A 19,280-nucleotide genomic window follows, 5' to 3' on the forward strand; every position below is an offset into this window, starting at 1 on the left:
TTGGACACACCGACTGCCCCCGGCGTTACGCGAGAACCCGGAGGAAAAAAGAATCCGGGAACCGCGTAACGCCGGACCGTCCCGCGGGTCCAACCCTCACAAGCACCGAACGACCACGGTTGGCGGAGGACACCATGACGACGGCAGCGCAGACGGGCACGACCGAGAGCAAGTCCGAGAAGAACGGGCGGCCCGCGCAGGGCGGCGCGACGACGGTGAGCGGCGGCTCCACCGGCGCCACCGAACCGGCCGCGACCCGGGGCCGCACCTCCATCGCCGACGTCGTGGTCGTCAAGATCGCGGGCATGGCGGCGCGCGAGATCCCCGGCGTGTACGACATGGGCGGCGGCCTGTCCCGCACCATCGGCGCGGTCCGCGACCGGGTACCCGGCGGCCGGCCGAACGTCGGGCGCGGCGTCAAGGTCGAGGTCGGCGAGCGGCAGACCGCGATCGACCTGGACCTCGTCGTCGAGTACGGCGTGCCGATCGCCGACCTCGCCCGGGACGTACGGGAGAACGTCATCGACGCGGTCGAGCGGATCTCCGGCCTGGAGGTCGTCGAGGTCAACATCACGGTCAACGACGTGCACCTGCCGGACGACGAGGACCCGGAGCGCCCGGCGGAGGCGCGCGTGGAGTGACGGACGGGATCCCGAGCAGGTTTCGAGGCGGAGGCGAGTGATGAGCAGAGCGGTGACCGGCATGCTGGTGGGGATGGCGCTGGCCTTCGCCGGGTGGTTCGGCGGCTTCGGCGCGTTCCTGCTGGTGGCCGCGCTGGGCGCGGTCGGCGCGGTGCTGGGGCGACTGGTGGACAACGGCACGGACTGGCGCGAGTTCCTGGCCCCCGGCGACCGGAGGACCCGGTGACGGACACACCTGCCGCGGGCACGCCTGCTGCGGGCACGCCTGCTGCGGGCACGCCTGCTGCGGGCGCACCTGCTGCGGGCACGCCTGCTGCGGGCACGCCTGCTGCGGGCGCACCTGCCGCGGGCGCTCCTGCCGCCGGTGCACCTGCCGCGGGCGCTCCTGCCGCCGGTGCACCTGCCGCGGGCACGCCTGCCGCGGGCACGCCTGCCGCCGGTGCACGTGCCGCGGGCGCACCTGCCGTCGGCGCACGCGCCCGCACGGCATCCGGCCGCACGGCATCCGGCCGCACGGCATCTGCCCGCACGGCAGCGGCCGAGCGCGGCCGGACCGTCGTCGCCGACCGGGCCGTGCGCCGCATCGCGGAACGGGCCGCCGCCGAGACCGACCTCGGCGGACGCCGCGCCCGGGTGACCCACGGCACCGCGACGGTGCGCGGCCGCGGCGCCGAGGTCTCGGTCGACGTGCGGCTCCCGTACCCGGCGGTGCTCGGGGAGGCCGGGGAGCGGGTGCGGAGCCGGACGGCGGACCGGGTGGCCGAGCTGAGCGGCCTCACGGTGCGGGCGGCGACCGTCCGCGTCCAGTCCCTGTCCGCGGACCGGGCGGCCCCGCGGCCGTCCCCGGCCCACCCGGGCAGTCCGCCGCGCGGCCGGGCCCGGCGCCCCTGGTCGGCACGCCGGGTCCCCGCCGCGCTGGTGGCCCTGGTGGGGGCGGCGGCGTGCGCGGCCCTCCTGTACGACGTCCTGTCGGTGCACCTCGCCGACCGGCGTCCCGCGGGCCCGCGCACCGGGGCGGTCGACTGGCTGGCGACGCACGGCCCCGGGGACACCGGCGTCGTCGCGGGCGGCGCCGTCGCCGCCGTCCTGGGCGCCTGGCTGCTGTGCCTCGCCCTCACCCCGGGCCTGCGCGGCGTGCTCCCCATGTCACCGGTGCCGGGGCAGCCCGGTCAACGGGCCGTACTGGAGCGCGCCGCGGCGGCGGAACTGGTGCGGGACGCCGCGTCGGCCGTCCCCGGCGTGACCCGTGTACGGGTGCGCTGCCGCCGGCGCCGGGTGCGCGTGCGGGCCCGCCTGTCCTTCGGCGACCGCCCGGCGACCCGGGCCGCGCTGCGCACCACGACCGCGGCCACCCTCAGCACCCTGGGACTGTCCCGCCGCCTCGGGGCACGCGTCACCCTCCGCCCGGCCCCGCACTGGCGCCCACCCGGTACGGAGCCCACGGCCGGGCCGCCCGTGTCCGCGCCCAAGTCCCCGCCCACGTCGGCGCACCGGCCGCCACCCGCCGACCGCCCGCCGTCGGCGCGGGCCCCCGGGGCCGGAGAGACCGTGCCGGGACCCGGAGCACAGGGGAGCGACTCGTGAACCCGTTGCGCAACGCGGTCAACCGCACGCTGCTCGCGCTGACCGGGGCGGCGCTGCTGGTCGGCGGCGGTTGGCCGGTGCTCACCTCGGACGCGGTCGCCGGGCGACTGCCCGGACACCTGCCCACCCCGGAGGCGGGGACGGTGCTGCTGGACCGGAGCGGCCTCGCGGGCCTGCGCGGACACGGCTGGTGGACGCCGGCCGTCGTCGCGGGCACGGCCTGCGCGCTGCTGCTGTGCCTCGCCTGGTTCCTCGCCCAGTTCCGCGGCGGCGGACGCCGGCTGCCGCTGGCCGGAGGGCCCCTCACCCTGCGTTCCCGCGCGCTGGCCGACGCCGTCGCCCGGCGCGCGGAGGCGACCGAGGGCGTCGACCGCGCCCAGGTGCACCTGCCCGCCGGGAAGAAGCGCTCCCGGGCCCGGGTACGGGTGCTGCTGGAACCCGGCGCCGCGCCCGGACCGGTCCTGGAGCGGCTCGCCCGCGGTCCGCTCGACGAGGCCCGCGCCTCCCTCGCGCCGCACCCGCTGAGCACCCGCGTCCGCATCGGCGTACGGCCCACACGCGAGCGACGCGCCCGCTGAAGGCGCCGCGCCGGGCCCCGCTCCGGGGCCGCCCGGTTCGCCGGTGCGGCTGAGGGCTTCGTGCCCGCTGGCTCGGGGTGCCCGCTGAAGGCGCACCCGGAGCTGCGCCCGGTCCGGCTCTGGGGGGGGCGTCCGGTTCCCCGGTGTGGCTGCGGGCTTCGTACCCGCTGGCTCGGCGTGCCCGATGACCGCGCACCCCGAGCCGCGCCGCGCCCGGCTCCGGGGGTCGTCCGGTTCGCCGGTGTGGCTGCGGGCCTCGTACCCGCCGGGGAACGAGGACAGGATCCGTCCTCGTTCCCCGCTAGCGTGCACGGCATGACGACCAAGGCAGGAACGACCGTCCCCGTCCTCGGCATCCGGGCCCTCAACCGCGCCACCCTGGCCCGCCAGTTGCTGCTGCGCCGCGCGGCGATGTCCGCCGAGGCCGCCGTCGCGCACCTCGTCGGGCTCCAGGCGCAGAACGTGAAGCCCCCGTACTACGCGCTCGCCGCCCGTCTCGACGGCTTCACGCCCGAGGATCTGTCCGGGCCGATGGCCGACCGCCGTGTCGCCCGGCTCGTCACCCTGCGCTCGACCATCCACACCCACACCGCCGACGACTGCCTCACCCTGCGGCCACTGGTGCAGCAGGCCCGGGAGCGCGAGCTGAGGACCTTCCGCAAGGGCCTGACCGGCGTCGACCTGGACCGGCTCGCCCGCCTCTCGCGGGAACTGGTGGAGGCCGAGCCGCGCACCCTGGCGCAGTTGCGCGAGGCACTCCTCGCCGAGTGGCCCGACGCCGACCCGCAGGCGCTGTCCGTCGCCGCCCGCTGCCGGCTCCCGCTCGTCCAGGTGACGCCGCGCGGCCTGTGGGGCCGCAGCGGTCAGGTCACGCTCACCACCGCCGAGCACTGGCTGGGCCGCCCCGCGCGTCCGGAGCCCGCCCCGGACGACACCGTGCTGCGCTACCTGGCCGCGTTCGGGCCCGCGTCGGTGCGGGACATGCAGACCTGGGCCGGCCTCACCCGGCTCCGGGACGCCTTCGAGCGGCTGCGCCCCCGTCTCGTCACCTTCCGGGACCCCGGCGGCACCGAACTCTTCGACCTCCCCGACGCGCCGCGCCCCGACCCGGACACCCCGGCCCCGCCACGCTTCCTGCCCGAGTTCGACAACCTGCTCCTCTCCCACGCCGACCGCGCCCGCGTCGTCCCGCCCGCGTACAAGGGCCGCACCTGGAAGAAGAACCAGGCCTACCGCGTCCTGCTCGTCGACGGTTTCGTGGCCGGACTGTGGAAGCTGGCGGACGACGCCCTGGTCGTCGAGGTCTTCGACCGGCTCCCGAAGACGCGGCGGGAGGAGATCGCGGCCGAGGGCGAGCGGATGCTCGCGACGCTGCACACCGGCACCGCGTACGACGTCCGCTTCGGGGCCGTACGGGACTGACATGGAGAGGGGGCGCTGCGGGCCGCTCGTGGAGGCCCGCAACGCCCCCCGGTCTTGCACCTGAGGGATGCTCAGGGTGTCAAACGGTGGCGGTCGGTCTGGAGCGGGTGAGCCCGGACATGAGTCTCCTCGATGCGTAGCCGGTGGGGGGTCGCACGGGCGTGGGGGGTTTGACGGGGGTCTCGGGACAGACCCCCGCCGGCCCGGGCGAGCGGCACAGGCTCACGCTAGAACCGGCGGTCCGGACCACCCAATGAGGGAACCCCCTAAGGGCGTCGGGCAGGGAAAACCCTCGGTTTACCGCCGGTAAACCCGGCCGTTCTCAGTCGGGGCGCCGACCCGCCGCCAGGCGGACGATGTCGACCCGGGACCGGATCCCCAGCTTGCGGTAGACGCGGGTGAGGGTCGCCTCCACGGTCTTGACGCTGACGAACAGCCGGGCGGCGATCTCCCGGTTGGTCGCGCCCTCCATCACGAGCGCGGCCACCTGACGCTCCATCGGGGCCAGCCCCGCCAGACCGTCCGGCTCGGCGGCCGGCACCGGGGCCGGTCCGGACGCCCGCACCGCGACGGCGGCCTCCACCCGCCGCAGCCAGGGCAGCGCCCGGCACCGCCGGAACAGCCGCGCCGCCTCGTCGTACGACGCCGACTCCGGGGCCCGCCCCGGCCGTTCGGCGTGCAACTCGGCCAGCGCGAAGACCGCCCGGGCCTCCTCCAGACCGAAGCCCAGCCCGGCCAGCCGCTCCCGCGCCGACGTCAGCCGGGCGACGGCCGCCCGGTGTTCGCCCCGCGCCGCCCGCACCAGCGCCTCGGACCGGTCGAGGACGGCGAGCACGCTCTGGCGCCCGAGCCGCAGCGCGTGCGCCCGGGCGACCTCGATGACGTCCATGGCCTCGGCCGGCTCCCCGGTGCGCACCAGCGCCTCCGCGAGATCGCCCTGCCACCGGCCGCGCGCCGGGTCGGTGATGCCCGCCCCCGCCTCCAGCTCCCGCACCCGGCGCAGCACCCGTACGGCCGCCGCCGCGTCGCCCGCCACCAGGTGCGCGTGACCGAGCGCGGCCAGCGCCCGCGACAGGTACACGGCGTCGCCGTCGCCCTCCGACCGCCGTACCGCCTCCCGGGCCAGCTCCAGGGCACGGTCGGGGTCGCCGCCCGCGGCCTCGGCGAGCGCGGCCTGCATCGCGCCCGCGCCCTCCCCGATGCCCGCGTCGCGCGCCAGGGTGAGGCTCTCCCGGGACAGTTCGAGGGCCCGGCCGCAGTGGCCGGAGTGCAGCTCGGTCTCCGCGAGGAAACGCAGGTAGTGGACCTCGCTCTCGGCCATGCCGCGGCGGCGCACCTCGCGCAGCAGCGCGGTGACGGTGGTCCGCGCCTCGGCCAGCCGGTCGCTCATCACCAGCCACCGGAACCGGGAGGAGCCGGCCCCGTTGTGATGGCACGCCACCCGCGGGTCCTGCGGCTCCTGGAGCGCCCGCTGGATGGTCGCCGGGGCGTCCGGATGACCCATCAGCGTCTCGGACTGCGCCTGGAAGGCGAGCGCGAGCAACTCGGTGCGCCGGTCCCCGGCCCGCGCCGCCAGCCGGGCCGCGTGCGCGGCCTCCTCCCGGCCCTGGGCGAAGTCGCCCTGCACCACCAGGGAACGCCAGGCCAGCTGGTAGTGGACCAGGGCGAGCAGCCGGGGATCGTCGCCCGCGTCGGCCAGGGCCTGCGGGAAGACGGCGTCGACCTCGCCGATGGCCTGCCCGGCCGCCTCGATCACCGCCATCCAGGCCCGCACCCGCTCGCCGGGATCGGTGGCCCGGGTCAGCACCTCGCGGGCGACGTCCCGGGCGAGGTCCTGCTCACCCGCGGTGATCGCGTCCTCCGCGGCCGCCAGCCGGCGCTCGTCCGGGCCCGGCGTGCCGTCCGCCGGGGTGTGGCGGGCGGCGAGCAGCCCCAGCGAGGCGGCCACCGACGGCGCCCCGCGGTCCCGGGCCAGCGCGGCGGCCTCCGCCAGCCGGGCCGCCACCTCGGGGTCGGTGCCGGTGGTGGCCAGCGCCAGGTGCCGGGCGCGCTCGATCGGGTCGGAGGCGGCCGTGGACAGCGCGGCGTGTGCCGCCCGCCGCTCCGGCGCCGGAGCCTCGGCGTACAGCGCGGCCGAGATCAGCGGGTGCGCGAACCGTACGGTCGGGCCCTCCGGGTCGGGCGCCAGCAGCCCGAGCGCCGCCGCCCGCGCGGTCTCCGCCTCGGCGTTCTCCCGGCCGGCCGCGCGCAGCAGCGCCGGGGTGGGGCGGGCGCCGGCGCTGGCCACCAGGAGGGTGCGGCGGGCCTCGCCCGACAGCATCTCCAGGCGGGACAGGACCAGGGCGCGCAGCGAGGTCGGCACCGGCAGCGGCTCGCCCGGACGCGGTGCGGCGGGGCTCTCGGCCAGGGCCCGGCCCAGTTCCAGGGCGAACAGCGGGTTGCCGCCGCTGGTGCGGTGGATGTCCCGGACGGTGGAACGGTGCAGGCCCGCGTAGCCGCGTTCGTCGAGCAGCGCCGAGACCTGGGCGCGGGTCAGCGGCCCGAGGCGGACCGCGCGGGTGTCCGGCGGGGAGGCCCGCAGATGGCGGTCGTACTCGGCGTCGTCCGTCTCGGTCCCCTCGGTCCGTACCGCGCACAGCAGCCGTACCGGGGTCTCGCCCAGGCGGCGGGCGGCGAAGCCGAGGAGTTCCGCGCTGGCCGGATCGAGCCACTGGAGGTCGTCGGCGACGACGAGGACGGGCCCCTCGGCGGCGAGGGCGCGCAGCGCGGACAGCACGGCCAGGCGCAGCGCCAGACCGTCGCGCTGGAGGGTGGACTCGCCGCGGCCGGTGAGCGCCGACTCCAGTGCGGTGCGCTGGGCGGCGGGCAGCGCCCCGGAGACCTCGCCGAGGACCTGCCCCAGGAGGTCGGCGAGGGCGAGGAAGGGGAGATGGGATTCGGACTCGGTGGCCGAGCAGCGCAGTACGGTGTGCGCCGTGCGGGCGTATTCCGCGGCCAGGGTGCGCAGGACCGTCGACTTTCCGATTCCGGCGGGGCCGTGCAGCAGCACACTGCCGCCCCGGGCGAGCTGCTCACGCGCCGCGCCGAACGGCCCCTCCCGCCCGATGACCAGGTCGGAGCGGCCTCCGGCAGCCTCCGCGAAGTCCCGTGGCACGGTGACCGCTCCCCTCCGTGTGGCGTGTCCGGGCCAATATTAGGCAACGGCGCAGCGCGTTACGGAGGGCCGGCGAGGTGACCCGAACAACAAACGGGCCACGACGAAACCGAACACGGCCGGAAAAGCCCGCGCCCGCCGTGTCCCGGCCCGCCTCCTACGGCAGCCACCCCGTTCGGCGGGCCGACGCGACGGCCTCCGTACGGGTGCGGGCGCCCAGTTTGCGCATCGCCGAGCGCAGATAGCTCTTGACGGTCTCCGGACCCACCCCGAGCCGCTCGGCCGCCGCGCCGTTCGTCGCGCCCGCGGCCACGCAGGCCAGCACGTCCACCTCGCGCGGCGCCAGCCGGGGCCCCGGCACGGGGCCGCTCCCCGCCACCAGCAGACCGCAGGCGCGCAAAAGCTCGTCCCGCAGCGCCGGGTCCGTGATCCTCGGGGCCAGCGCACGCAGCGCCGCGTGCGCCTCCCGCACCTGCTCCCAGCCCGCGCCGCCCGCCGCACCCGGCGCGGGCGTACCCGGCGCGGCCGCCGCCAGCAGGTCGTCCGCCTCGTCCCGCAGCACCAGCGCCTGCTCCGCGTCCCGCGCCGCCGCCACCGCCGCGCTCAGCGTGCGGTCGCCCAGCGGCTGGGCCGTGCGCAGGGCGCCGTACAGGACGCCGCGCACCCGGCGCCGTACCACCACCGGCACCGCGAGGACCGAGCGCAGGCCCTCGGCGGCGACGGGCAGGTCGTACTCGTGGCTGATCTGCCGGGCGACGGAGTAGTCCGTCACCGCGCACGGCCGCGACAACGCCACCGCCCGGCCACCGAGCCCGCTGCCGGCCGTCACCGCCAGCGCGCTGAGGGCCGTCGTGGCCGTGCCGCTCAGCTCGCTGATGCGCACCTGGCGCCGTCCGGACTCGACGAGACCGCCGAAGGCGACGGGCAGCCCGGTCGTGCGCCGCAGCCGCACCAGCGCGCTGCGGATCTGAGCCGCGTCCACCGCGTCCACCGCCACCCGTTCCGCCCTCCCTCGTGATCGTCGCGGGACGCACACCCCCGTTCGGGGGTAGTGAGACCCACATCACGGATTACACGATGGCACAGAGCCGCCCGGCAAGGTCCGGCACCGAGGAGGACAGATGACGACGGCCACGGAGCTGTTCCGCACCGCACGGGACTTCCTGCTGGAACACCGCGACGACTACACCGCCGCCTACGAGGGGTTCCGGTGGCCCCGCCCCGGGAACTTCAACTGGGCGCTGGACTGGTTCGACGTCATCGCCGAGGGCAACGGGCGCACCGCCCTGCACATCGTCGAGGAGGACGGCCGCGAGGTCCGGGTCTCCTTCGCCGAGATGTCCGCCCGCTCCAACCGGGTCGCGAACCGCCTGCGCGAGTGGGGCGTCGGCCCGGAGGACCGCATCCTCGTGATGCTCGGCAACCAGGCCGAGCTGTGGGAGACCGCGCTGGCCGCGATGAAGCTGCGCGCGGTCGTCATCCCGGCCACCACCCTGCTCGGCCCCGCCGACCTGCGCGACCGCGTCGACCGCGGCCGGGTCGCGCACGTCATCGCGCGCGCCGAGGACACCGGCAAGTTCGACGACGTGCCGGGCGACTACACGCGCGTCGCCGTGGGCGGCGAAACGCCGGCCGCCGGCTGGCGGTCCTACGAGGACGTGTACGGCGCCCCGGACACCTTCACCCCGGACGGCCCGACCGCCGCCGACGACCCGATCATGCTGTACTTCACCTCCGGCACCACCGCCCGCCCCAAACTGGTCGAGCACACCCACGTGTCCTACCCCGTAGGGCACCTGGCGACCATGTACTGGATCGGCCTGAAGCCCGGGGACGTCCACCTCAACATCTCCTCGCCCGGCTGGGCCAAGCACGCCTGGTCGAACCTGTTCGCGCCGTGGAACGCCGAGGCGACCGTCTTCCTGTACAACTACACGCGGTTCGACGCGTCCCGCCTGATGGCCGAGATGGACCGGGCCCGGGTGACCACCTTCTGCGCCCCGCCCACCGTGTGGCGCATGCTCATCCAGGCCGACCTCACCCGGCTCGCCACCCCGCCGCGCGAGGTCGTCGCCGCCGGTGAGCCGCTCAACCCCGAGGTGATCGAGCAGGTCCGCCGCCTGTGGGGGAGGACCATCCGGGACGGCTTCGGCCAGACCGAGACCGCCGTCCAGGTCTCCAACAGCCCCGGCCAGGTACTGAAGACCGGCTCGATGGGCCGCCCCAGCCCCGGCTACCGCGTCGAACTGCTCGACCCGGTCACCGGCGCGCCCGGCGCCGCCGAGGGCGAGATCGCCCTGGACCTGTCCGCACGTCCCGTCGGCCTGATGACCGGCTACCACGGCGACCCGGACCGCACCGCCGAGGCGATGGCCGGCGGCTACTACCGCACCGGCGACATCGGCGCGCGCGACGCGGACGGCTACCTGACCTACGTGGGCCGGGCCGACGACGTGTTCAAGGCCTCCGACTACAAGATCAGCCCCTTCGAGCTGGAGAGCGCGCTGCTGGAGCACGAGGCGGTGGCCGAGGCCGCGGTCGTGCCCGCCCCGGACGAACTGCGCCTCGCGGTGCCGAAGGCGTACATCGTGCTCGCGGCGGGCTGGGAGCCCGGACCGGACACCGCGAAGGTGCTCTTCGAGCACTCCCGCGACACCCTCGCCCCCTACAAGCGGGTGCGCCGCCTGGAGTTCGGCGAGCTGCCCAAGACCGTCTCCGGCAAGATCCGCCGCATCGAACTGCGCGAGGCCACGGCGGCCGGTTCCGCGAACGAGTACCGCGAGGAGGACTTCCGGTGACCGAGCTCTCCTACGCCCACGGCACCAGCACCACCCCGCTGCTCGGCGACACCGTCGGCGCCGACCTCGGCCGCGCGATCGCCGCCCACCCGGACCGCGAGGCCCTCGTCGATGTCCCCTCCGGACGACGCTGGACCTACGCCGAGTTCGGCGCCGCCGTCGACGAGCTGGCCCGGGGACTGCTCGCGAAGGGCGTCACGAGGGGCGACCGGGTCGGCATCTGGGCGGTCAACTGCCCCGAGTGGGTCCTCGTCCAGTACGCCACCGCCCGCATCGGCGTCATCATGGTGAACGTCAACCCGGCCTACCGGGCACACGAGTTGGAGTACGTCCTCAGGCAGTCCGGCATCACCCTGCTGGTCGCCTCGCTCGCCCACAAGAGCAGCGACTACCGGGCGATCGTGGAGCAGGTCCGCGGCCGCTGCCCCGCGCTGCGCGAGACCGTCTACATCGGCGACCCGTCGTGGGACGCGCTCACCGCGGGCGCCGCCGCGGTGGAGCAGGAGCGGGTCGACGCCCTCGCCGCCGAACTGAGCTGCGACGACCCGGTCAACATCCAGTACACCTCCGGCACCACCGGCTTCCCCAAGGGCGCCACCCTCTCCCACCACAACATCCTCAACAACGGCTACTGGGTGGGCCGCACGGTCGGCTACACCGAGCAGGACCGGGTGTGCCTGCCGGTGCCCTTCTACCACTGCTTCGGCATGGTCATGGGCAACCTCGGCGCCACCTCGCACGGCGCCTGCATCGTCATCCCCGCCCCGTCCTTCGAGCCGGCGGCCACGCTGGAGGCGGTGCAGCGGGAGCGATGCACGTCCCTGTACGGCGTCCCCACCATGTTCATCGCCGAGCTGAACCTGCCCGACTTCGCCTCCTGGGACCTCACCTCGCTGCGCACCGGCATCATGGCGGGCTCGCCCTGCCCGGTGGAGGTGATGAAGCGGGTGGTCGCCGAGATGCACATGGAGCAGGTCTCCATCTGCTACGGCATGACCGAGACCTCCCCGGTCTCCCTGCAGACCCGCATGGACGACGACCTCGAACACCGCACCGGCACCGTCGGCCGCGTCCTGCCGCACATCGAGGTCAAGGTCGTCGACCCGGTCACCGGCGTGACCCTGCCGCGCGGCGAGGCGGGCGAACTGCGCACCCGCGGCTACAGCGTGATGCTCGGCTACTGGGAGGAGCCCGGGAAGACCGCCGAGGCCATCGACCCGGGCCGCTGGATGCACACCGGGGACCTCGCGGTGATGCGCGAGGACGGATACGTGGAGATCGTCGGCCGCATCAAGGACATGATCATCCGGGGCGGCGAGAACGTCTACCCGCGCGAGGTCGAGGAGTTCCTGTACGCCCACCCGAAGATCGCGGACGTCCAGGTCGTCGGCGTCCCGCACGAACGCTACGGCGAGGAGGTCCTGGCCTGCGTCGTCGTGCGCGACGCCGCCGACCCGCTCACCCTGGAGGAACTGCGCGCCTACTGCGCCGGGCAGCTCGCCCACTACAAGGTGCCCAGCCGCCTCCAGCTCCTCGACTCCTTCCCGATGACCGTCTCGGGGAAGGTGCGCAAGGTGGAGTTGCGGGAGCGGTACGGAGCGCGCGCCTGACGGGGAACCGGCTCGCCCAGTAGGTGCCGTGGTTGAAGCGCACCTCGATGTCGCCGTTCGAGCGGAGGACGACGAGGTCTGCCTTGCCGTCGCCGTCGACGTCGGCCGAGTGGGTCCGGTCGCGGTTGCGGACGTCCTTCACCCAGTCCGCCAGGCCGTCGACCCTGGCGTCCACCGCGCCGGTCCGGGTCTCCGTCTCGCCGAAGCACCCGCCCTGCCAGGGCCGGCTATGCACGACGGCCAGCTCGGCCTCGTCTCCCGTGCCGTGCAGGGCCGGGCCGCCGGTGTCGCCCTTGCACACGAACACCCCGTCCTGACCGGTCAGCTCCACGGTGGTGTCGGTGACGGAGTCCACCCGGAACTCACCGGTGTGCAACTGGTTCGGGACCCACTCCGTCCGGGTCCGCCCGAACCCGGCACCGAGCAGGGTCTCGGCCGCCACGGGGGCGTCCGCGGCCAGTCGCACGGGCTCGACGGGTGGTGACGAGTTCGGCGAGCCGGACGCGTGCCGGTCGTCGCGCGGAACGACCTCGAGTATGCCGAGGGTCTTGCCGCCCAGCGTCGCCGTCGACTTCAGCGCGGGCTTACCGGACTTGACCTCGCCACCCAGGGCGGCGGCGAAACAGCTCGCGGCGGTCAGCAGCCACTGCTGGTGCACCAGAGCGCCGGAACAGCCGCGGAGGGGGTCGCCCTCCCCGATGTGCAGCCGGGCGGTGAAGGCGTGGTCGGTCGCGGCCGCGGGCTCGCCGGAAATCGCCTGCGCGGCCGGCCCCGCGAGCCGGCCGCGTGCGGATTCCGGGGCCCTGGTTACTTGGTGACCCGGATCTCCACAAGCATGTGGTCGCGGCCCTCAGGGTCCGCGCTTTCGCCCACCGGCGTCCAGGTGTTCTTATCGATCTCGTAGGACTTCTCCTCGGTGCCGACGGTCATGTCGACCGTGGTGGAGTAGTCATTTCCCTTGATCGAGAAGACGGCGGGGATCTCCAGGGTCAGCCAGCCCTCGTTGCCGACGGTGTTGAAGCAGATCTTGCTGCCCCTGTCACGGGCCAGGAGCTCCAACTGCCCGGTCCCCGACGCGCAGTCGGCGAGCGTGATGTGGCCGTCGCCCCGCTTCAGAACGATGTTCTGCTCGGCCAGGATCTTGTCGGCCCCCGGGTAGTTGAAGTCCTCCACGGCGTAGCCGGGGGCCCCTTCCGCGACCAGCGCGGGGGCGTCGGCCGTCTCATCGGCGCCTGCGCCTCCGCCCGGCACGCCGCCGACGACCGCGGTCCAGGCCAGCGCGCCGCCGACGGCGGCGGTGCCGAGTACCCGTACCGCGAGCCGCATTCTCCGCGACTTTCCGACGTTAGTGCTGGATTCCTTCATCGTATCCCTAATCTCGAAGCCGCCGCCCGGATTTGAAAACCACCGGTCGTGAAACCGATCGCGAACAGGGGAAGCCGGCACATACGGAATGGCCCCCTCTTGCGTGTCACTGGCACGCCTTCGCGACGCACTGGCCGAACGCCGATGATCGTCGTCAGCCCTGGCATCCCAGCATGGTGACGCACCCACGTCCAGCACCCCGAAACCGCCCTCATCAGGACATTGAAAGCAAATGCTACGTGACCTGCGTCACGCCGAGGCGAGGCAGTTTGGCTGACGTCGCGAATTTAGGGACAAGTGTGACGAGCCATCAAATCTTCGCGAAACATGCACTGTTGGTCTTCTGACAACCACAACTCGCACTGAATGATTACTGCGTTGCTACTGTTCGTGACGTCACCGCATCTCTCGTAGAAGGGCAAGTCCCCTATGCAGACGGCATTCTGGAGCAGACGTCGCGTCTTGGGCGCACTCGCGGCAGCGACCGCTGTCGCCGCAACCCCCTCGGTCCTGCGGCCGGCCACCGCGGCTGCTGCCGAGACGGCAGGCGCCGACCCGGTGCCGCTGCCGGACACCGATCGTGCCAAGGCCGTCCGCGCGTGGCTGTCCGGCGGCAGGGGCGTCAAGGCCGCCGCCACCAGGGCCCTCTACGGGACCGACAACGAGATCCAGTCCTTCCTCGCCGAGACGCTGCCGCAGCAGACCGTGCAGGACAACCGGGTCGCGATCGTCAGCAGCCTGGACCGCGCGGGCAAGGGCCTGCGCCGCGAGGCCGTCGCCGCTCTGGACAACGGCGACGAGGCGATAGCCGGCTTCCTCTCGTCGGGCTTCGCCCCCGCCATGCTGGAGGACTTCCGGGTCGCCACCAGCATCGTCGCGTCCAGCGGCGACAGGGCCGTGGTGCGTGAGGCCAACTCCGCGCTGGACGCCGGCACCGAGTCGTCCCTCGTCACCTTCCTCAGCGACGGACAGTACGACGCGCGGCTGGAGGACACGCAGGTCCAGGTCAGCGCCATGCTGATGAACGGCGGCCCGGAGGTGCAGAAGTACGCGGACCGCGCGCTCAACGGCTCCGCGACGGACGTCGAGTGGTTCATCGAGACCGGCCAGCACATCGCGCGCGCCCGCGACCAGGAGTCGGCGACCATCGAGGAACTGGTGGCTGTCGTCCAGCGCGAGGGCAGGCGTGCCGAGCGTCAGACGAACCTGGCCATCGAGGCCGGGGCCCGCGCCGAGACCGCCGCCACCAAGGCCAAGGAGGCCGCCCAGAAGGCCGCCGCCGAAGCCGCCGCCGCGCAGAGCGACGTGCAGAAGTCGGCGGCCGCGGCCCGCAAGGCGGCCGGCGCGGCGAAGGGCGCGGCCGACGCCGCCCGAAACGCCGTCAACGCTTCCAACGCCGCCGTGACGGCCTCCCGTCGCGCCTCCTGGGCGGCCGCCGGCGCCGCCCAGGCCGCCGCGAAGGCGGGCAACGCCGCCGCCCGCGCCTACAACGCCGCGATCGCCGCGTCCAAGGACGCCGGCAAGGCGGAGAGCGCCAAGAACGCCGCGGTCGCCGCCCGCAACGCCGCCGACAAGGCCCGCAGCGCCGCCGCCGCTGCCGAGAAGGCCGCCCTCGCCGGCGATGCCTCCTCGGCCGCCGGCCTGGCCGCCGCCTCCGCCGCCCGCAACTCGGCCGCTGCCGCGAGCGCCTCCGCCCAGGCCGCCGCGTCCGCCGGTGCCGCCCAGGCGGAGGCCAACGAGGCCAAGCGTCAGGCCGCCATCGCCACCAGCGCCGCCAACCGCGCCACGAACGCCGCCTCCGCCGCCCAGGCACTGGCGACCGCCGCCGCCAAGGCGGCCCGCACCGCACGCGACGCCGCCAACTCCGCCGCCAACCACGCCGACAAGGCCGCCGACGCCGCCGAGGAGGCCGTGAAGTACGCGGGCCAGGCCGTCGACTACGCCAACAAGTCGACCGCTCACGCCGCGGAGGCCGTGAAGGCCGCCAACGTCGCCACCCAGGCCGTCAGTGATGCCATCGAGGTGGAGAAGAACGCCCGCGCCGCCGAGGCGCAGACCATCGAGCAGGACAAGCAGCAGGCCATCGAGGAGGTCCGGCAGCTCGCCGCCATCGAGCAGGCCGAGCTCTCCGACGTCCGCGAGAAGCGGCTGATGGCGGAGCGTACCGACCAGGCGACCAAGGACCTCATCACCAAGGCGGAAGAGGCCCTGTACTCCGGCGACATGGCGGTCGCCGCGACCGTGGGCCGACAGGCCGCGGTCGCTCTGATGGACGCCCGCGGGGCCTACACCCGGCAGGCGGCACAGCACGCGCTCGCCGGCTCCGACGACGACGTCTACTCCTGGATCGACCTCGACCGATCCCTCGCCGCGACGCAGGACGACCGCGAGACCGCCCTGCACGTGGCGACGATCGGCGGTCCGAAGGTGGCCGCGGCCGCCGCCGCAGCGCTGGAGAGCTCCGACTCCAAGGCCGTCGGCGACTTCCTCACCGGCGGCATGAAGCGCGCCTCGGACGAGGACCTGCGCGTCGCCATCAGCAAGATCCTGAACGACGACCCGGGCAGGGCCGTCAAGGACGCCGGCAACGACGCGCTCGACGAGAACACCACCGAATCCCTCAACCACTTCTTCGACGAGACCTACCCGCGGGCCGTCAAGGAGGACGACCAGGTCCTGGCCAACCAGCTGATCAAAACCGGCGGCGCCTACACCAGGTCCTACGCGGAGGTCGCGCTCGAAGGGCCGCAGTGGATGCTGCGCAACTTCATCACCGTGGTCCAGTACCGCACGGCCCAGCTGGACTTCGACACCGCCACCCACGTCGCCGCGATCCGCGGGGCCATCGCCGCCGCCGCGAAGATCGCGGAGAAGGCACAGGAGGACGCGGCCCTCGCCTCGAAGGCCGCCGCCGACGCCCGCAACGCCGCCACCGAGGCACAGGAGTGGGCGCAGAAGGCGCTCGACTCCGCCGCCAAGGCCGACGACTACGCCCAGCAGGCCCGCGACAACGCCAACGCCGCCGACAAGTCGGCCGCCGACGCCCGTGCCTCCGCCGCCACGGCGAAGAACGCCGCCGCCGTCGCCCGCGGCGCCGCCCGCTCCGCCAACTACTCGGCCAACAAGGCCGTCGACTCGGCGCGCTCGGCCCTCGCCTCGTCGGCCTCGGCTCAGCGCTCGGCGGCCGCGGCCCGCGCCGCCGAACTCGCCGCCTCCGCCGACGCGGCCGCTGCCGCCCGCGCGTACGCCGAGGCCAAGCAGATCGCCCTCGACAAGAAGCGGGCCGAGGAGATCGCGAAGGCCAAGGCGGCCGCGCTCCAGGCCCACGAGGAGCGCCAAAACGGGCAGAACCCGGCCGACAACGACAAGAACAACCAGGTCAACCCGAACGGCACCGCGGACGGCGACGCCGACGAGTGGTGGAACGACGCCCAGTTCTACGCGGACGCCACGGGCATGATCAGTACCGGCGCCGCGTTCCTGTCGGCCGGCTGCGCCCTCGCCGCCATCGTCTTCCCGCCGGCCCTCGGCGCGGCCGGCTTCTTCGCCGGCGTCTCCGCGGGCGCCGGTGCCCTCAGCAGCCTCTTCACGGGCATCGAGCACGGCTTCACCAGCGGCGCCTTCTGGGAGTCCGCCGCCGGCACCGGCCTGAGCCTGGTCTCCTTCGGCGCCTACAAGTGGGTCGGCGCGGCCGACAAGGCGCTCGGCGGCAGCATCGTCAAGCCCGTCGTCAGCAAGATCACCGAAACCGGCGAGGACCTGGTCGCCAGCACCACGAAGGGTCTCAGCGAGCTCTACCGCCTGGTGGCCTGATCTCGCCAGTCCGTTCTCCGGGGGCGCCGCGAACACGCGGCGCCCCCGCCCCTCCTCCTCTCACGGAAAGGTCCTGCCCCGTGCATGGAATACGTGGCGGGCGCGCCACAAGGAGACGCGCCCGCTCGACCGTCCTGGGCGTCGTCACCGCCCTGACCCTCGGTCTCGCCTCGGCCACGACGAGCCAGGCGGCCGAGCCGCCCGCGCCGACCCACACTGCGTCCGCCAGCGACTCCGCAGCCTCCGGCGCGCAGACCACCGATGCCGTCGAGACCAGCGCGTTCGTGGCCGGTTCCGGTGAGCAGTGCACCCCCACCGCGCGTGGCTCCAAGGAGCGCCGTGCGGGCGCCGCCGAGTCCTGTGTGACGGTCGTTCCCGCCCCCGCGAAGGCGAAGTCCCGCAGCGGCCCCGCCGCCTCCCTCTCCTCGGCCACCGCGGACGCTCCCGTCGGCAGCTGCGACCTCACCAACCCTGGAAACTACAGCTACGAGCGCTTCTCGTACTGCGTGACCGGCATCAACGTCACCTACATCCTCCGCGACAGCAGGGGTGTGGAGATCGGTCGCGGCACCCTGGAGGTCTCGACCGGCGCCGACCTGTCACCGACCGCCACGACCTGGAGCGAGCAGGTCACCGTCAGGATGACCAGCGCCTCCGGCGATGTCACCGCCCTGAACGTCAAGTTCCGCGCGTCCTGCGACGCCGGCTGCACGGCCACCGACATCGCCCCGTGGTGGAACGGCGACATCACCGTCGGCGCCCCCCTCGCCGGCGACGTCGGCTACTCGTCGTCCCAGACGACGGGCTCCTCGTCCTCCTTCTACACGTCCTACGTGATGTACGTGACGTCCCCGGGCGCGGCGCCGACCGACCCGAACGCGTCGTGGAAGAACCCGAGACAGATCAGGTGCGACGACGCGGTCGGCGGCACCTCGGTGGCGGGCTGTGCCGTCCCCTCCGTCATGGCTGTCGTGCCGATGAAGGCGACGAGCGCGGACGCGGGCGGCGCCGTGACTGCCTACGGCTGGGCCCAGAGCCGTCTCAACGGCGGCTGGGGGAAGAAGGGCAACCCTCTGACCCGGTCAACGAGCGGCGTCTCCAGCCGCACCGCCGCCACCTGCGGGGGCTTCACCGCCCAGCCGGAACTCGTCGCCGGTGACTCCTGCGGTGACTTCCCCTTCGGAGAGGCGAAGGAGGGCGGCGTGGCCGGTGACCGGTGCGTCGAGGTCATCCCCAACCGCAGCAACGGGGGATGGGACGCCTTCGTCCTGAACGACGCCCACGAACTGGACCCCGCGTCGCCCTGCGTGCAGGCGCACGTCACCTCCGCCGACAGGCAGTTCGCCGCCACCCAGCTCGCCGACGGCTTCGCGGGCCAGCGAGTGATCGACGCCGACCAGTTCGAGCTGAAGATCACGAAGCCGGACACGGGACCGAGCGCGAGGTGCCTGAACAACCCCAGGCCGACCGGCTCGATCAGCAACGCCGGCGGCTGGTTCTGGAACACCACCGAGGCGGTGCCTCTCGTCAACCAGAGCGTCCCGACGAGCGGGCCCGGACAGCGGCCGGCACGGGCGCAAGCCTGCCTGAGCAGGCAGACCCCCGAGGGAAGCGGAACCAGCGACCCGATCACCGGATGGAAGGACGCGGAGGAGTTCAAGAAGGCGAGTGGAGTCACCAACCAGCTGGACCGGTGCCACCTCATCGCGAAGATTCTCGGCGGAATGGGCACGACCGAGGAGACTCGGAGCAACCTCGTCCCCTGCTGGCACTCGGGAATGAACACCAGCACGCCCAGCATGCGGACCTACGAGACCATCGCCCAGAAAATGATCAAGGACTCGGGATCCGGACTCGGACCGAGCGACGCGGTCTTCTACCAGGTGACGCCGATCTACAAGAACGCGAAGAGCACCATTCCCGTGGGCGTGACGATGAGCGCTAACATCGAGCGGGCGAACGGGGCGACCGAGGAACTGTTCCCCAATGTGTACGTCACCAACACGCTGAAGAACACCGGGACGCTCAACCTCGGTAACTGATCCGAAGAACCACAGAGTACGCGCCAACGGGAGCCGGCATGAGTCTTACCACCCCACCGCGGCCTTTCGACATCACCGCGGTCTTCCCTCGGCTGGCCTCGCTGGCGCGCACGGCGACCAGGCTGCACCCGCGCCCCGGGTCGCCCACCGTGCACGACAGTTCCGTCGGCGGGGCGCGCCCGTGGGCCCCCCCCCCCCCCCGGGCCGGCGGCCGGCGTACGGTCAGCGCGCCGGGACGGGGCCCCCGGTGGCGGCGCGAGCGGGGGAGAGGCG

At 74.0% G+C, this 19,280-nt stretch carries 12 protein-coding genes and 1 pseudogene; 9 read left to right on the top strand and 4 right to left on the bottom strand.

Features of this window, described 5'->3' with window-relative positions; all coding sequences use genetic code 11:
* The first annotated feature begins 134 nt into the window (after positions 1–134).
* From ACFV9J_RS27900 to ACFV9J_RS27920, 5 genes are all read left to right on the top strand, one after another.
* Positions 135–641 (top strand): Asp23/Gls24 family envelope stress response protein, encoded by a 507-nt coding sequence (locus tag ACFV9J_RS27900; protein ID WP_385358419.1) that lies wholly within the window; start codon positions 135–137, stop codon positions 639–641.
* Between the two features lie 40 nt (positions 642–681).
* Positions 682–867, top strand: a complete 186-nt coding sequence (locus ACFV9J_RS27905; RefSeq protein WP_385358421.1) for a hypothetical protein — start codon at positions 682–684, stop codon at positions 865–867.
* A 347-nt stretch (positions 868–1,214) separates the two neighbouring features.
* Complete coding sequence (locus ACFV9J_RS27910; RefSeq protein ID WP_385358423.1) at positions 1,215–2,225, top strand: DUF6286 domain-containing protein; 1,011 nt, start codon at positions 1,215–1,217, stop codon at positions 2,223–2,225.
* The gene (locus ACFV9J_RS27915) at positions 2,222–2,803 is read left to right on the top strand and encodes a hypothetical protein (RefSeq protein ID WP_385358425.1); all 582 of its coding nucleotides are present in this window, start codon (positions 2,222–2,224) and stop codon (positions 2,801–2,803) included. Before ACFV9J_RS27910 ends, ACFV9J_RS27915 begins: the two co-directional genes overlap by 4 nt.
* 315 nt (positions 2,804–3,118) lie before the next feature.
* A complete protein-coding gene (locus tag ACFV9J_RS27920; protein ID WP_385358427.1) occupies positions 3,119–4,225 on the top strand; it encodes a winged helix DNA-binding domain-containing protein in 1,107 nt (368 codons plus the stop codon).
* Positions 4,226–4,547: 322 nt separating this feature from the next.
* Here the strand turns inward: ACFV9J_RS27920 and ACFV9J_RS27925 are convergent, their stop codons facing one another.
* Positions 4,548–7,379 carry an ATP-binding protein gene (locus tag ACFV9J_RS27925; RefSeq protein WP_385358430.1) on the bottom strand — a complete coding sequence of 944 codons (2,832 nt, stop codon included), beginning with the start codon at positions 7,377–7,379 and terminating at the stop codon, positions 4,548–4,550.
* 157 nt (positions 7,380–7,536) lie between these two features.
* The gene (locus tag ACFV9J_RS27930) at positions 7,537–8,376 is read right to left on the bottom strand and encodes a LuxR C-terminal-related transcriptional regulator (protein ID WP_385358433.1); all 840 of its coding nucleotides are present in this window, start codon (positions 8,374–8,376) and stop codon (positions 7,537–7,539) included.
* 124 nt (positions 8,377–8,500) lie between these two features.
* Here ACFV9J_RS27930 and ibuL point away from each other — a divergent pair, with 124 nt between their 5' ends.
* Together ibuL and lbuL are read left to right on the top strand one after the other, a co-directional pair.
* Positions 8,501–10,177, top strand: a complete 1,677-nt coding sequence (gene ibuL / locus ACFV9J_RS27935; protein ID WP_385358435.1) for an isobutyrate:CoA ligase IbuL — start codon at positions 8,501–8,503, stop codon at positions 10,175–10,177.
* Entirely contained in the window at positions 10,174–11,787 is a 1,614-nt protein-coding gene (gene lbuL, locus ACFV9J_RS27940) for a linear/branched/unsaturated fatty acid:CoA ligase LbuL (protein WP_385358438.1), read from the top strand. Before ibuL ends, lbuL begins: the two co-directional genes overlap by 4 nt.
* Before the next feature lie 151 nt (positions 11,788–11,938).
* Here the strand turns inward: lbuL and ACFV9J_RS27945 are convergent.
* Both ACFV9J_RS27945 and ACFV9J_RS27950 read right to left on the bottom strand, forming a co-directional pair.
* Positions 11,939–12,541: pseudogene (locus tag ACFV9J_RS27945) on the bottom strand (S1 family peptidase); the annotation flags it as partial.
* 53 nt (positions 12,542–12,594) lie between these two features.
* Complete coding sequence (locus ACFV9J_RS27950; RefSeq protein ID WP_385358440.1) at positions 12,595–13,113, bottom strand: hypothetical protein; 519 nt, start codon at positions 13,111–13,113, stop codon at positions 12,595–12,597.
* 501 nt (positions 13,114–13,614) lie between these two features.
* Here ACFV9J_RS27950 and ACFV9J_RS27955 point away from each other — a divergent pair.
* On the top strand, positions 13,615–16,965 hold the full coding sequence (locus ACFV9J_RS27955; RefSeq protein ID WP_385358442.1) for an ALF repeat-containing protein: 3,351 nt from the start codon (positions 13,615–13,617) through the stop codon (positions 16,963–16,965).
* 80 nt (positions 16,966–17,045) lie between these two features.
* Positions 17,046–19,007 carry a DNA/RNA non-specific endonuclease gene (locus ACFV9J_RS27960; RefSeq protein WP_385358444.1) on the top strand — a complete coding sequence of 654 codons (1,962 nt, stop codon included), beginning with the start codon at positions 17,046–17,048 and terminating at the stop codon, positions 19,005–19,007.
* Positions 19,008–19,280: the final 273 nt, after the last annotated feature.

The sequence above is a fragment of the Streptomyces sp. NPDC059906 genome, assembly GCF_042730645.1.
GTDB classification, from domain to species: domain Bacteria; phylum Actinomycetota; class Actinomycetes; order Streptomycetales; family Streptomycetaceae; genus Streptomyces; species Streptomyces rubrogriseus.

Excerpts from the sequence above, each read along its gene's own strand:
- ACFV9J_RS27900 (WP_385358419.1), top strand. The coding sequence starts at position 135 with ATGACGACGGCAGCGCAGACGGGCACGACCGAGAGCAAGTCCGAGAAG.
- ACFV9J_RS27905 (WP_385358421.1), top strand. The coding sequence starts at position 682 with ATGAGCAGAGCGGTGACCGGCATGCTGGTGGGGATGGCGCTGGCCTTC.
- ACFV9J_RS27920 (WP_385358427.1), top strand. The coding sequence starts at position 3,119 with ATGACGACCAAGGCAGGAACGACCGTCCCCGTCCTCGGCATCCGGGCC.
- ibuL (WP_385358435.1), top strand. The coding sequence starts at position 8,501 with ATGACGACGGCCACGGAGCTGTTCCGCACCGCACGGGACTTCCTGCTG.
- ACFV9J_RS27950 (WP_385358440.1), bottom strand. The coding sequence starts at position 13,113 with ATGCGGCTCGCGGTACGGGTACTCGGCACCGCCGCCGTCGGCGGCGCG.